Raw genomic sequence first — 12,696 nt, 5'->3', positions numbered from 1 at the left:
ACGGAGGACATCGTGAGCGACGAGTCCGTCATATCCCTGCGCGGCGTCCGCGCCGAGCTGGGCTCGCGCCCCGTCCTGCGCGGCATCGACCTCACCGTGCGGCGCGGCCAGGTGGTCGCGCTCCTCGGCGCCAACGGCTCGGGCAAGTCCACGGCCGTGCGCACGATCATCGGCCAGGTGCCGGTGACGGCCGGCGAGATCGAGCTGTTCGGCTCCCCGCGGCGCCGCTTCCGCGACTGGGCGCGCGTGGGCTACGTCCCGCAGCGCACCACGGCCGCCGGCGGCGTCCCCGCCACGGTGACCGAGGTGGTCGCCTCCGGCCGCCTCTCCCGGGCCCGCTTCGGCGTCCTGCGCAAGGCCGACCACGAGGCCGTGCGCCGCGCCCTCGACCTGGTCGGCATGGCCGACCGCGCCAAGGACTCGGTGAACGCCCTCTCCGGCGGCCAGCACCAGCGCGTGCTGATCGCCCGCGCGCTCGCCGCCGAGCCCGAACTGCTGATCATGGACGAGCCGATGGCGGGCGTCGACCTGGCCAGCCAGGAAGTGCTGGCGGCCACCCTGCGGGGGCAGGTCGCGGCCGGCGCCACCGTCCTCCTCGTCCTGCACGAGCTGGGCCCGCTGGAGCCGCTCATCGACCGGGCCGTGGTGCTGCGCGACGGCTGCGTCCTGCACGACGGCCCGCCGCCCGAGGCCGTCGGCCAGCACGCGCTGCCCGGCCACGACCACGTCCACCCGCACGCCCCCGCGGGCGCCGAACCGATCCGTACGGGACTGCTGAGCTGATGGAAATCCTGAACTACGCCTTCATGCAGCGGGCCCTGCTGGCGGCCCTGCTGGTCGGCATCACCGCCCCGGCCATCGGCATCTACCTGGTCCAGCGCCGCCAGGCCCTCATGGGCGACGGCATCGGCCACGTGGCGATGACCGGCGTGGGCCTCGGCTTCCTGCTCTCCTGGTCCCCGGTGTGGATGGCGACCCTCGTCTCCGTCCTCGGCGCGGTCCTCATGGAGCTGATCCGCTGGTACGGCAGGACCCGCGGCGACATCGCCCTCGCCATGCTCTTCTACGGCGGCATGGCGGGCGGCGTGATGTTCATCAACCTCGCGCCGGGCGGCTCCAACGCCAACCTCACCTCGTACCTCTTCGGCTCGCTGTCGACGGTCTCCGAGTCCGACGTCACCGCGATCTGCCTGCTCGCCGCGTTCGTGGCCCTCGTCACCGTCGGCCTGCGCCGCCAGCTGTTCGCCGTCAGCCAGGACGAGGAGTTCGCCCGGGTCACCGGCCTGCCGGTGCGCGCGCTGAACCTGCTGACGGCCGTCACGGCGGCGGTCACGGTGACGGTCGCGATGCGCGTCGTCGGCCTGCTGCTGGTGTCGGCGCTGATGGTGGTCCCGGTGGCCGCCGCGCAGCAGCTCACCCGCAGCTTCGCCGCCACCTTCGCGATCGCCGTCGCGCTCGGGGTGAGCGTGACGATCGGCGGCACCGTCACGTCGTACTACCAGGACGTGCCGCCCGGCGCGACGATCGTGCTGCTCACCATCGGCGCGTTCGTCGTGCTGAGTCTGCTGGCCGCCCCGCTGGCCCGGCGACGCGCGCGGGCCCTGGCCGCCGCGCAGCCCGCCGCGGATCCGGCGGAGTGCAAGATTCCGGCCACCAGGGGGGCCGCCGACGAGGTCGGCGTCTGACCGCGGGTGAACCGGGCTGGCACAATGGCCCGGCAAGCCGTGAAGACGTGAGGAGGAATCCAGTGAGCACCGCTGGACCGCCCGTGAAGGGCCGCGCCACCCGGCAGCGGGCTGCCGTGTCGGCCGCCCTTCAGGAGGTCGAGGAGTTCCGCAGCGCGCAGGAGCTCCACGACATGCTCAAGCACAAGGGCGACGCGGTCGGGCTCACCACGGTCTACCGCACCCTTCAGTCCCTCGCCGACGCCGGCGAGGTCGACGTCCTGCGCACCGCCGAGGGCGAGTCCGTCTACCGCCGGTGCTCCACCGGCGACCACCATCACCACCTGGTCTGCCGCGCCTGCGGCAAGGCCGTCGAGGTGGAGGGCCCCGCGGTGGAGAAGTGGGCCGAGGCCATCGCCGCGGAGCACGGCTACGTCAACGTGGCGCACACCGTGGAGATCTTCGGCACCTGCGCCGACTGCGCGGGTGCCGCCGGCGGTTGAGCGGGTACGGCCGGGGCTGTGCCCCGGGCCCCCTTTCGGCCTGAACGGCCTCGTCCTCAATCGCCGGACGGGCTTGATCTCGCCGCCCCGGCCTACTTGGTACTGCGGCCCTCCATGGCGAGCAGTTCCTCGTTCGGGACGGCGCCGCCGAAGCGGCGGTCCCGGGAGGCGAACTCCAGGCAGGCCCGCCACAGGTCGCGCCGGTCGAAGTCGGGCCACAGCACGTCCTGGAAGACCAGCTCGGCGTACGCGCTCTGCCAGATCAGGTAGTTGGACGTGCGCTGCTCCCCGCTCGGCCGCAGGAAGACGTCGACGTCCGGCATGTCCGGGTAGTACAGGTACTTCGCGAGCGTCTTCTCGTTGACCTTGGACGGATCGAGCTTCCCGGCCCGCACGTCCTCGGCGAGGGCCTGCGCCGCGTCGGCGATCTCGGCCCGCCCGCCGTAGTTCATGCAGAAGTACAGGGTGAGCCGGTCGTTGTCCTTGGTCTGCTCCTGCGCGACCTGGAGCTCCTTGGCCACCGACTTCCACAGCCGCGGCATCCGGCCCGCCCAGCGCACCCGCACGCCCAGCGCGTCGAGGGTGTCGCGGGACTTGCGGATGAAGTCCCGGTTGAAGTTCATCAGGAAGCGCACCTCTTCCGGCGAACGCTTCCAGTTCTCGGTGGAGAAGGCGTACAGCGAGATGTTCCCCACGCCCATCTCGATCGCCCCCTGCAGGACGTCCATGACCTGCTCGGCGCCGACCTTGTGGCCCTCGGTGCGGGGCAGGCCGCGCTCCTTGGCCCAGCGCCCGTTGCCGTCCATGACGATCGCCACGTGCCCCGGAACCAGCTCACCGAGCTTCGGCGGCCGCGCGCCCGACGGGTGCGGCTCCGGCGTCCTGTACTCCCGGCGCTGGCGCCCCAGAATCCCGCGTACGGCCATATCGGTTCTCTCCTACTTCTCGACGTACCGCAGGGAGCGCAGTCCCCGCTCCAGGTGCCAGTGCAGGTAGGCGGAGACCAGTCCGCTCCCCTCCCGGACGTACCGCGGCTCGGCCGCGTCCGCCGTGCCCCAGTCTCCCGCAAGCAGCGCCCCGAGCAGTTCCAGGGCCTGCGGCGAGGGTACGACGCTGCCCGGCACCCGGCAGTCCACGCAGACGGAGCCGCCCGAGCCGACCGAGAAGAACCGGTTCGGACCGGGCAGGCCGCACTTCGCGCAGTCCCCGAAGGTCGGGGCGTACCCGTTGACGGCCAGCGAGCGCAGCAGGAACGCGTCGAGCACCAGGTTCGGCGCGTGCTCACCCCGGGCGAGGGTCCTGAGCGCGCCGACGAGCAGCAGGTACTGCTGCACCGCGGGCTCACCCTCGTGGTCCGTGAACCGCTCGGCGGTCTCCAGCATGGCCGTCCCCGCGGTGTACCGAGCGTAGTCGGCCACGATCCCGCCACCGTACGGCGCGATCGTCTCGCTCTGCGTGCACAGCGGCAGACCGCGCCCGACCAGCTCGCTGCCCTTCGAGAAGAACTGCACGTCCACGTGCGAGAACGGCTCCAGCCGCGCCCCGAACTTCGACTTCGTGCGCCGCACCCCGCGTGCCACGGCGCGTACCCGTCCGTGACCGCGCGTGAGCATGGTGATGATCCGGTCCGCCTCGCCCAGCTTCTGGGTGCGCAGCACGATGCCGTCGTCGCGGAACAGACTCATGCCGTCCATTCTCGCGCATGCTTCAAGGGACCTCGCCACGGCTCCTGGCGTTGGTGTACGCCATCGCCGCGCTGAGCCGCTCGGACGGGGTGGCGTGGCGTACGTCACCGGGCCGGGCGTCCCACTCCCGCCCGCCGCCGTACGGCCGCATCTGCACGTACGGCCCCTCGTGCCCCATGACGATCCCGACCCGTCCGCTGCGGGTGTCCACGGCGTGGCCCCCGACGGGCGGCGTCGTCATCGCAGCACCGCCGCGAGGCGCCGCGCGGTCTCCACGGAACACCGGCCCAATTCGACGAGCGGGCAGGGCGCCTCCCGCGCGAGACTCACCGGGTCGAGCCCGAGGGAGGGCAGAGTGATTCCCGCCTCCGCGAGTGCCGCGCGCAATTCCTTCACCGTGTCCTCCGCTCCTTCGACGCAGAACGCCGAGTACCGTGCCTCCATCGCTTTCCCATCCCTTTACGACTTCACTCTTCGTGCCCCCAGAATGCCGGGCGGCACCTACACTCGGCAGGAGTATGTGCACTACAAGTGCGTGTCAGCGTGGGGGTATTGGTCATGGCCAACGGTTCACGGCAAGCCGCGTGGGAGTTCTTCGGAACGGAGTTGAAACGACGCCGCGAGGACGCCGGAATCACCCAAGTGGAGCTGGGTGCGCGGGTATTCGTCTCCGGTGGGTACATCGGCCAGTTCGAACAGGCAATTCGGAAACCGCAGTTGGATGTGGCACAGAGGATTGACGAGGCGCTACAAACCGACGGTATTTTCGAGCGCTTGTGCAGGAAGCTGATCGACGATCCCCGGTATGCGGATTACTTCGCGGGAGTGGTCGAGCTGGAGCGGCTGGCATCCACGGTCTGCGACTTCGAACCGACCGTGGTCCCCGGGCTTCTTCAGACACCCGCCTATGCCAGGGCACTCACCCTGGCGACACATCCCTTCGCGGCCGACGAGTTCGTCGAGGACAGGGTCACGGCCCGCATGGAACGGTCGCGGATCCTCGACGACGCTGCACGACCCGTGTATTGGGCGGTGGTGCACGAGACCGTGCTCCACGTTCCCGTAGGCGGTGCCGAAGCGACGGCGCGGACGCTGGAGCACATGTGCCTGATGGCCGCCGAACGCAAGGTGCTGCTCCAAGTCCTCCCCTTCTCGGCGGGTGCTCCCGCCAACAGCGGGTCCCTTCGCCTCATGGAGTTCGAGGATGCTCCGCCAACCGCCTATACAGAGACGTCGTTTTCGGGAAGCCTGCTGGACGATCCGGCGGTGGTGCACCGCGCCCGCCGAGCCTACGATCTGATCAGGGGCGCCGCACTGTCGCCGGAGGCGTCCCTCGCCCTGGTCCGATCGGCGGCTGAGGAATTCAGACGATGCGCGAGTACGACCTGAGCGACGCCCGCTGGCGCAAGAGCACGTACAGCAACGGCGACGGAGGCAACTGCGTCGAGGTCGCCCACGGAGTGCCCGGTGTCGTACCCGTCCGGGACAGCAAGGTGGCCGGTGGGGCGGTGGTCGTCGTCGGGCCGGCGGCCTGGACGGAGTTCGTACGAACCGTGGAGGTCACCCGCTTCTTCGCCGGTGCCGTGCCTCCGCGATTCGAGTAAAGGGGCGCTCCGGCACGAGCGGGAAGCGCGCGAGCGGCGCCGAGAGACGGATGACCGAGGCACGCCACCGCGCCTCGGTGCCGGGCGGCTGGTGGCGGTTCTCTCTCGGCGCAGGACGCCCCCGCGACCTACGGCCTGCGCCTTGCGTCCCCGTCCTCGTCGATCTTCCGGACGATGACCGAGGCGCCCCCGGTCGACCAGACTCACCTCCGTCGATCACCACAACGGAGGTGCACCATGTCGTACCCGGAGCCGCGCTACCTCGGCGAAAAGGGTGAGATCAACGCCGTGTTCAGGCCGGCCGACACCCCGCCGGACATCGTCTCCCCCGGCGGCACGACCACCCACTACCTCGCGAGCCACGCCTCCACCGGGGGCGAGTTCGGGCTGTACAAGGTGGACATGGGGCCCAAGGCGCCCGGCGCCAAGACGCATTTCCACCGAGCCATCTCGGAGTCCTTCTACGTCCTGTCGGGAGAGGTGAAGCTCTACAACGGCGAGCGCTGGGTCACCGGCCGCCAGGGCGACTTCCTGTACGTCCCCGTCGGCGGGCTGCACGCCTTCAAGAACGACAGCGACGACCCGCTGTCCATGCTGATGCTCTTCTCCCCGGGCGCCCCGCGGGAGGAGTACTTCGAGCAGGTCGCCGACTTCGCTCGGCGCGGCGGCGAGGAACTGCGGGAGTTCCAGGTTCGGCACGACAGCTTCTTCGTCGGGGACTGACGGGCGGGTACGACCTGCCCGACGCCGCCCGGTGCGCCCCTCCGCTCCGTGCTCTCCGTCGACCGCGGTGCTCGGCGTTTGCCCGCCCACGAGAGTTCCGGGCGCCTTACACCGACGCCGCGGCCCGAAGAGGTCATTTCGACCCACGTCGTAATGATGGCGGCCTCACCGGGCCGCTCCCTATGGTCGACGGACACAGGGCGGCCACCGAAACGGTGCGGGCCCGCCCGTCACCCGGCGCCGGTGAGAAGCCGCCCTCTCTCGCGGGCGGCATCACCCGGCGCCACACGAGAGGATGTTCCATGAGTTCACGTTCCTGGCACCGGGGGTCTCTCGCGCTTCTGGCGACGGCCGGAATCCTGGCCGGCGGCACCGCAGCCGCATCCGCACAGCCGACGCTCGGCACCCGTACCGTCATGGCCGCCCAGGCCGATGCCGGCCCCGCGTCCGGCGCCCGCATCGCAGCGGACGCGGTCGAGACATACGCGAACATGGGCACCGGCTCCTGTCTCGACGACAGCCAGTACGGCCTGCGCGGCTACGAGTGCAACACTGGCGTCTACCAGCGGTGGAGCGTCCATGTGTGGAACGACGGCACACGCCAGTTCCGCAACGTCGCCACCGGAGACTGCCTGTACGACGACGGCGTGACGCTCGACACCCGGTCGTGCAACTCGTCGGAGCAGCAGAGCTGGTGGGTGTACGCGAGCGGCGACCGGGTGACCTTCGAGAACCAGGCCACCGGGGAGTGCCTGGACGACAGCTCCTTCGGCCTGCGCACGATCGGCTGCAACTCCTCGTACAACCAGAAGTGGCGCTGACCGAGCCGCTTCCACCCGGCCCCCGGTGATGGACGCCTGGGGTAAACCCCCCTGCTTTTCGGGTCGTTACCCGGATGGGGCGAGCCCTTCCGCTCCGCGAGGCTCGTCCCATGACGCAGCCCAAGCACAGCAGACGCATCCGCAACGCCGCCGTCGTCGGCGTGTCCGCCGCACTCCTCGGCGTCACCGCACCGGTGACCGCCTCCGCGACGAGCGCGAACAGCCCCGAGACCCTCACCTGGTCCGCCTGCGAGGGCACCGGCGTCGACCCCCGGCAGGAGTGCGCCACCCTCGACGTGCCGATGGACTACGCCGATCCGGACGGCCCCCGTATCGAGATGGCCGTCTCCCGGATCCGGAGCGAGGATCCGGGCGCCCGGCGCGGGGCTCTGCTCCTGATCCCCGGCGGGCCGGGCGGCTCCAGCCTCAACGACCCCTCGGGGAAGGGGCAGAAGCTGCCCCGGAGCGTCCGTGACACCCACGACCTCATCGGTTTCGCACCGCGCGGCCTCGCGCCGTCCACTCCCGTCGACTGCGGCCTGGAGTACGGCGATCTCGCCCTCTCCAAGCTGCGCCCCTGGCCCGCCCCCGACGGCTCCGTCGACGGGAACATGGCCACCGCCCGGCGCATGGCCGACGCCTGCGCACGCAACGGCGGCGAGCTGATCAAGCACCTCAGCACCGCCAACGAGGCCCGCGACATCGACCGCCTCCGGGCCGCGCTGGGCGAGCGGACCGTCTCCGCGTGGGGAGTGTCGTACGGGACGTATGTGGGGGCCGTGTACGCGCAGTTGTTCCCGCAGCGCACCGACCGGATCGTGCTGGACAGCAACGACGATCCCGATCCCGCCCGGGTCGCCCGCGGCTGGCTCGCCGGGCACGAGCAGGGCGTGGAGGACACCTTCCCCGAGTTCGCCGCCTGGGCCGCCCGGCCCGGCAACCCCGACCGGGTGGCGACGCGGGCCGCCGACGTGCGGCCGCTGTTCCTGCGGCTGGCCGCCCGGCTGGACCGCGAGCCGATCCCGTGGCCCGGCGCCAACCCGGCGGAGCTGAACGGCAACGTGCTGCGGCAGACCATGCTGGACAGCCTCTACTCCCCCGCCAAGTTCCCCACGCTGGCCCAGCTGATGCTGGCCGCCGAGCGGGGCACCGTGCCGCCCGCGCCCCCGGCGCCGCCCGAGGCCGTCCTGCAGAACGTCGCCGCCGTCGGGGCCGCCGTGCTGTGCAACGACGTCGCCTGGCCCGACGCGGCGGCCGTGTACGAGAAGGGCGTCGCAGAGAGCCGCGCCGAGTACCCGCTCACGGCGGGCATGCCGCGCAACGCGATGCCGTGCGCCGCGTGGCCGTACCCGCCGCGCGAGGCACCCGTGCGGATCACCGACCGCGGGCCCTCCAACGTGCTGCTGGTCCAGAACGAGCGGGACGTCGCCACCCCGCTCACCGGTGCGCGCAAGCTGCGGGCGGCATTCGGCCGGCGCGCCGTCATGGTGACCGTGAACTCCACCGGACACGACGCCTACCTGGCCAACGGCAACGCCTGCGGCGACGCCACGGTCTCCCGGTTCCTGGCGACCGGGCGGCGGCCTGCCTCGGACGTCTACTGCGACTGACCCGCCCCCGGCGTCACCAGGCCCGACTCGTACGCCACGATCACCAGTTGGGCCCGGTCCCGCGCTCCCAGCTTGCCCATGATGCGGCTGACGTGGGTCTTGGCGGTGAGCGGGCTCAGGCCCAGGGTGTCGGCGATCTCCGTGTTGTTGAGACCCCGCGCCACCAGGGTGAGCACCTGCCGCTCCCGGTCCGAGAGGCCGTCGGGGCCGGGACCGGGCACGTCGAGGGCCGCCGGGCTGCGCAGGAACCGCTCGATCAGCCGGGCCGTCGGGCCGGGTGACAGGAGGGCGTCGCCCGCGGTCACCGTGCGGATGGCGTCCAGGAGTTCGGCCGGCCTCGTGTCCTTCACCAGGAATCCGGAGGCGCCCGCGCGGAGCGCGTCCACGATGTTCTCATCGGTGTCGTAGGTGGTGAGGACCAGCACGCGGACCCCGGCCAGGTCCTCGTCGGCGGCGATCAGCCGGGTCGCCTCGATACCGTCCAGGTCGGGCATGCGCACGTCCATCACGACGAGGTCGGCGCGTGCGGCGCGGGCCAGCTGCACGGCCTGGCGGCCGGTGGCGGCCTCGCCGACGACCTCCATGTCGGGGGCCGACGCCACCAGCAGGGCGAACGCCGCGCGGACGAGGTTCTGGTCGTCCGCGAGCAGCACGCGTATCGTCATCCGGCTCTCTCCGAGGTCACAGGTGTCCGGGGGGCGGCGGGCGTCGGCAGTACGGCCGTCACCTCGAAGCCGTCGGCGTCCCCCCGCGGTCCGGCGTCGAGTGTGCCACCCACGCTGCGCGCTCGCTCCCGCATCCCGACGAGCCCGAAACCGGGGGTGCTCGCCGGGTCGGGCCCGGTGCCGTCGTCGGTGACGGACAGGCGCAGGGCGCCCGGCTCGGCGTGCACCTCGACGCGGACGGACGGTGCGGGCCCCGCGTGGCGCACGGCGTTGGTCAGCGCCTCCTGGGTGATGCGGTAGGCGGCGGCACCGACCGCGGCCGGGACGTCGTCGGCCTTCACCGACAGGTCCACGGACGCTCCGGCGAGCCGGGCACTCGCCGCCAGGTCGGGCAGCCCGCTCAGGCCGGGCAGCGGGCCCCGGGCGTCGGGGACGCCGGTGGCGTCCCGGGCCCGCAGGACCTCCAGGGTGGTGCGCAGTTCGCCGCGCGCGGTGCGGCAGGTCTCGGCGATGTCGTCGAGGGCCTTGGCGACGGCCGTGCGGTCCAGGCGTTCGGGGTCGGCGGTCAGGACGTGCGCGGCGACCGAGGTCTGCACGCCGATGAGGGTGATGCTGTGCGCCAGCAGGTCGTGCAGGTCCCGGGCGACGCGCAGGCGCTCCTCGGCGACGCGGCGCCGGGCCTCCTCCTCGCGGGTGCGTTCGGCGCGTTCGGCGCGCTCCACGATGGCGGCGACGTACTGCCGGTAGTACCGGATGTCGATGCCGCAGAAGAGGATGGCGATCACCCAGCCGGAGATGCGGATCAGTTCCAGGGCCTGGTGGGTGTTGACGGTGAGCATGATGCTCACGGACACGGTGAGGACCGCGATGCCGGTCAGGACCGTGCGCAGGGGTCGGCCGGTGACGGCCAGCGTGTAGAGCGCCACGTAGGAGGCGGGGCCCACCGCGGTGTGGTTGTTGTCCATCGCGTGGTACGGCCCGGCCACGGCCACCACCGCCGCGAGGACCAGCAGCGGGCGGCGCCGGCGCCACACGATCGGGACGTGCGCGGCGAGGAGCAGCGTCCAGCCCAGGGCGTCGGGGCGGCGCCCCTCGTCGGTGGACAGCGCCAGGCAGACGGCGCCGGTGAGGAGCACGGCGGCCAGTACGGCGTCGTTGCGGGTGCCGTGCGGGGCGGTGCGGGGGTCGCGGTTGATGGCGGCGATGATCCGCTCGCCGACACGGGGACGGGACGCTGCCTCGGTGGGTGCCTGCACCCGTCCATCCTCCGCGACGGGCGCGCCCCTCCGGGAGGGGAGGGGCGCGATCCGGTGGCCCGGCGCCTCAGACACCGAGGGGTTCCCGCACCTCGCCCGCCGCCGGCCGGCCGGACTCCCGGGAGAGCCGCCCCGGCCACCACACCCGGCGCCGCAGGGCGACGCTGGCGCTGGTGACCAGGTAGGTGCGGACGAGGAAGGTGTCGAGCAGGACGCCGACCGCGATGACGAAGCCCAGCTCGACCAGTTGCACCATCGGCATGCTGGTGAGCACGGCGAAGGTGGCCGCGAGGACCAGCCCGGCCGAGGCGATGACCCCGCCGGTGGTGCGCAGCGCGGACAGGGCGGCCTCGGTGGGCCCGGCGCCGTTCAGCGCCTCCTCGCGCATCCGGTGCATCAGGAAGATGCCGTAGTCGACGCCGAGGGCGACCAGGAAGACGAAGGAGAGCAGGCCGAGGCCCGGGTCGGTGCCCTCGAAGCCGAAGAGCGGCTCGAAGACGAGTCCGCCGATGCCGAGGGCCGCGCCCCACACGGCGACGACGGCGGCGACCAGGATCAGGGGCGCGACCAGCGAGCGCAGCAGCACCGCGAGGATGAGCAGGACCGACAGCAGCACGATCGGCACCACGATGGCGGTGTCCCGGGCGTTGGTGTCCTCCAGGTCGATCTGCTGTGCGCTCGGGCCGCCGACGTAGGAGCCGTCGAGCTTGTCGCGCAGCTCCTCGATGGTGGCGGTCTCGGCGGCCGACTGGGGCGGGGTGGAGGCCAGGACCGTCAGCTCGGTCCAACCGCCGCCGCTGCGGCCGGCCTCCGCGCTGTCCACACCGCGGGTGTCCCGGATGGCGGCCAGGGCGTCCTGGGCGCGGCCGGTGGGGGCGATGACGGTGATGGGCTGGCTGCCGCGCTCCGGATAGGCCTCGGCGAGGGTCTCCATCGCGGCGATCGCCTCGGGGCGGGTGGTGAAGGAGTCCTCCTGCTTGAGATTGCCGGGCAGCGCGAAAGTGCCGAGGGCCAGTGCGCCGAGCAGGACGGCGCCGCCCACCAGGACGGTGCGGGGCCGGCGTTCGGCGGAGCTGCCCATCGCTGCGAACAGCGACCTGCGCGCCTTGGGGGTGCTGCCGTGGCGGGGCACCAGCGGCCAGAAGACGCGGCGGCCCAGCAGCACGAGGAGCGCGGGCAGCAGGGTCAGCATGGCGGCCAGCGCGCACAGCACGCCGACGGTGCCGAGAGGGCCCATGCCCCGGCTGGAGTTGAGGTCGGCGGCGAGCAGGCACAGCAGTCCGGCGGCGACGGTGCCCGAGGAGGCGAGCACGGCCGGGCCGCAGCCGCGCAGGGCGGCGAGCATGGCGTCGTACGGCCGCTCGACGCGGCGCAGTTCCTCGCGGTAGCGGGAGACCAGCAGCAGCGCGTAGTCGGTGCCGACGCCGAAGACGAGGATGGTCATGATGCCGCTGCTCTGGCCGGAGACGGCGGTGCCGAACCACTGGTTGAGGCCGTAGGCGACGCCCATGGACAGGTAGTCGGCCATGCCGGCGACGGCGAGCGGCACGAGCCACAGGAAGGGGCTGCGGTAGATGAGGATCAGCAGGAGGGCGACCACGGCGGCGGTGGTGTAGAGCAGCGGGCCGTCCAGCGAGTTGTAGACCTCGGCGGAGTCGGTGGCGAGCGCGCCGGGGCCGCCGACCTCGACGCCGAGTCCGCCGCTCCCCCGCGCCACGTCCCGCACGTCGTTGACCAGTGCGTCGCGCGCCTTCTCGTCCGTGCCGGGCTCGGTGGAGGCGACCGGGTACATGAGCGTGGCGCCGTCCTCGGACGGGATGCCCTGGGGGCGGCCGGCGAGTTCGTGCGCGCCGGCGATCTCGGCGATCTGCCCGGCTGCGGTCTTCCTGTCGGCGGCGGTCAGTCCGCCGTCGCGGTGGTAGACGAGGACCATCTCGGTGGCCTCGCCGCCCGGCAGCCGCTCCTGGATCTTGGCGGCCTGCGTCGAGTCGGCGCTCGCCGGCAGGTAGTCGACGGCCCGGTCGCGCTGCACGTCGCCGAGTTTCGCCGCGAACGGCGAGGCGATCGCAAGCACGGCGATCCACAGTCCGAGCACCAGCCACGGCACGGTCCGCCGCCGCCCCGCGCCTGTCTTCGTGGCCCCCATATCCGACGGGCCTCCCTCC

At 72.4% G+C, this 12,696-nt stretch carries 15 protein-coding genes; 8 read left to right on the top strand and 7 right to left on the bottom strand.

Features of this window, described 5'->3' with window-relative positions; translation table 11 throughout:
• The first annotated feature begins 12 nt into the window (after positions 1–12).
• The 3 genes from EV562_RS07225 to EV562_RS07215 all read left to right on the top strand — a co-directional run bounded on the left by EV562_RS07225 (position 13) and on the right by EV562_RS07215 (position 2,167).
• Complete coding sequence (locus tag EV562_RS07225) at positions 13–783, top strand: metal ABC transporter ATP-binding protein (RefSeq protein WP_133885810.1); 771 nt, start codon at positions 13–15, stop codon at positions 781–783.
• Positions 783–1,685, top strand: coding sequence for a metal ABC transporter permease (locus tag EV562_RS07220; protein ID WP_133885809.1), 903 nt, complete (start codon positions 783–785; stop codon positions 1,683–1,685). The genes EV562_RS07225 and EV562_RS07220 overlap by 1 nt, the downstream gene beginning before the upstream one ends.
• Positions 1,686–1,747: 62 nt before the next feature.
• A complete protein-coding gene (locus EV562_RS07215; RefSeq protein ID WP_133885808.1) occupies positions 1,748–2,167 on the top strand; it encodes a transcriptional repressor in 420 nt (139 codons plus the stop codon).
• A gap of 92 nt (positions 2,168–2,259) precedes the next feature.
• Here EV562_RS07215 and EV562_RS07210 read toward each other — a convergent pair whose 3' ends face one another.
• The 4 genes from EV562_RS07210 to EV562_RS07195 are packed head-to-tail and all read right to left on the bottom strand — an operon-like array spanning position 2,260 to position 4,296.
• Positions 2,260–3,093: an isoprenyl transferase gene (locus EV562_RS07210; protein ID WP_133885807.1), complete on the bottom strand. Its 834-nt coding sequence runs from the start codon at positions 3,091–3,093 to the stop codon at positions 2,260–2,262.
• A gap of 12 nt (positions 3,094–3,105) precedes the next feature.
• Positions 3,106–3,852: a DNA repair protein RecO gene (recO, locus tag EV562_RS07205; RefSeq protein WP_166661635.1), complete on the bottom strand. Its 747-nt coding sequence runs from the start codon at positions 3,850–3,852 to the stop codon at positions 3,106–3,108.
• Between the two features lie 22 nt (positions 3,853–3,874).
• On the bottom strand, positions 3,875–4,093 hold the full coding sequence (locus EV562_RS07200) for a hypothetical protein (protein ID WP_133885805.1): 219 nt from the start codon (positions 4,091–4,093) through the stop codon (positions 3,875–3,877).
• Entirely contained in the window at positions 4,090–4,296 is a 207-nt protein-coding gene (locus EV562_RS07195; RefSeq protein WP_133885804.1) for a hypothetical protein, read from the bottom strand. Before EV562_RS07195 ends, EV562_RS07200 begins: the two co-directional genes overlap by 4 nt.
• A 114-nt stretch (positions 4,297–4,410) precedes the next feature.
• On the opposite strand from EV562_RS07195, the gene EV562_RS07190 reads away from it, so the two are divergent.
• The 5 genes from EV562_RS07190 (at position 4,411) to EV562_RS07170 (ending at position 8,610) form a co-directional block, all read left to right on the top strand.
• Positions 4,411–5,241: a helix-turn-helix transcriptional regulator gene (locus tag EV562_RS07190; RefSeq protein ID WP_133885803.1), complete on the top strand. Its 831-nt coding sequence runs from the start codon at positions 4,411–4,413 to the stop codon at positions 5,239–5,241.
• Positions 5,223–5,456: a DUF397 domain-containing protein gene (locus EV562_RS07185; protein ID WP_133885802.1), complete on the top strand. Its 234-nt coding sequence runs from the start codon at positions 5,223–5,225 to the stop codon at positions 5,454–5,456. The genes EV562_RS07190 and EV562_RS07185 overlap by 19 nt, the downstream gene beginning before the upstream one ends.
• A gap of 237 nt (positions 5,457–5,693) precedes the next feature.
• Positions 5,694–6,179 (top strand): cupin domain-containing protein, encoded by a 486-nt coding sequence (locus EV562_RS07180; RefSeq protein ID WP_133885801.1) that lies wholly within the window; start codon positions 5,694–5,696, stop codon positions 6,177–6,179.
• Between the two features lie 302 nt (positions 6,180–6,481).
• Positions 6,482–7,000, top strand: a complete 519-nt coding sequence (locus tag EV562_RS07175) for an RICIN domain-containing protein (RefSeq protein ID WP_166661634.1) — start codon at positions 6,482–6,484, stop codon at positions 6,998–7,000.
• A 110-nt stretch (positions 7,001–7,110) separates the two neighbouring features.
• A complete protein-coding gene (locus EV562_RS07170; protein ID WP_133885799.1) occupies positions 7,111–8,610 on the top strand; it encodes an alpha/beta hydrolase in 1,500 nt (499 codons plus the stop codon).
• Here the strand turns inward: EV562_RS07170 and EV562_RS07165 are convergent.
• From EV562_RS07165 to EV562_RS07155, 3 genes are all read right to left on the bottom strand, one after another.
• On the bottom strand, positions 8,598–9,275 hold the full coding sequence (locus EV562_RS07165; RefSeq protein ID WP_166661633.1) for a response regulator transcription factor: 678 nt from the start codon (positions 9,273–9,275) through the stop codon (positions 8,598–8,600). The two genes, EV562_RS07170 and EV562_RS07165, sit on opposite strands and share 13 nt — an antisense overlap.
• Entirely contained in the window at positions 9,272–10,531 is a 1,260-nt protein-coding gene (locus EV562_RS07160) for a histidine kinase (RefSeq protein WP_166661632.1), read from the bottom strand. Before EV562_RS07160 ends, EV562_RS07165 begins: the two co-directional genes overlap by 4 nt.
• Positions 10,532–10,598: 67 nt before the next feature.
• Positions 10,599–12,677 carry an MMPL family transporter gene (locus tag EV562_RS07155; RefSeq protein WP_133885797.1) on the bottom strand — a complete coding sequence of 693 codons (2,079 nt, stop codon included), beginning with the start codon at positions 12,675–12,677 and terminating at the stop codon, positions 10,599–10,601.
• Positions 12,678–12,696: the final 19 nt, after the last annotated feature.

It is taken from the genome of Streptomyces sp. BK208 (genome assembly GCF_004364245.1).
In the GTDB taxonomy this organism is placed as follows: Bacteria; Actinomycetota; Actinomycetes; order Streptomycetales; family Streptomycetaceae; genus Streptomyces.
This window is presented reverse-complemented; position numbering and strand designations above follow the sequence as displayed.

Excerpts from the sequence above, each read along its gene's own strand:
- EV562_RS07210 (WP_133885807.1), bottom strand. The coding sequence starts at position 3,093 with ATGGCCGTACGCGGGATTCTGGGGCGCCAGCGCCGGGAGTACAGGACG.
- EV562_RS07220 (WP_133885809.1), top strand. The coding sequence starts at position 783 with ATGGAAATCCTGAACTACGCCTTCATGCAGCGGGCCCTGCTGGCGGCC.
- EV562_RS07165 (WP_166661633.1), bottom strand. The coding sequence starts at position 9,275 with ATGACGATACGCGTGCTGCTCGCGGACGACCAGAACCTCGTCCGCGCG.
- EV562_RS07185 (WP_133885802.1), top strand. The coding sequence starts at position 5,223 with ATGCGCGAGTACGACCTGAGCGACGCCCGCTGGCGCAAGAGCACGTAC.
- EV562_RS07200 (WP_133885805.1), bottom strand. The coding sequence starts at position 4,093 with ATGACGACGCCGCCCGTCGGGGGCCACGCCGTGGACACCCGCAGCGGA.
- EV562_RS07170 (WP_133885799.1), top strand. The coding sequence starts at position 7,111 with ATGACGCAGCCCAAGCACAGCAGACGCATCCGCAACGCCGCCGTCGTC.
- EV562_RS07190 (WP_133885803.1), top strand. The coding sequence starts at position 4,411 with ATGGCCAACGGTTCACGGCAAGCCGCGTGGGAGTTCTTCGGAACGGAG.
- EV562_RS07175 (WP_166661634.1), top strand. The coding sequence starts at position 6,482 with ATGAGTTCACGTTCCTGGCACCGGGGGTCTCTCGCGCTTCTGGCGACG.
- EV562_RS07180 (WP_133885801.1), top strand. The coding sequence starts at position 5,694 with ATGTCGTACCCGGAGCCGCGCTACCTCGGCGAAAAGGGTGAGATCAAC.
- EV562_RS07155 (WP_133885797.1), bottom strand. The coding sequence starts at position 12,677 with ATGGGGGCCACGAAGACAGGCGCGGGGCGGCGGCGGACCGTGCCGTGG.
- EV562_RS07195 (WP_133885804.1), bottom strand. The coding sequence starts at position 4,296 with ATGGAGGCACGGTACTCGGCGTTCTGCGTCGAAGGAGCGGAGGACACG.
- recO (WP_166661635.1), bottom strand. The coding sequence starts at position 3,852 with ATGAGTCTGTTCCGCGACGACGGCATCGTGCTGCGCACCCAGAAGCTG.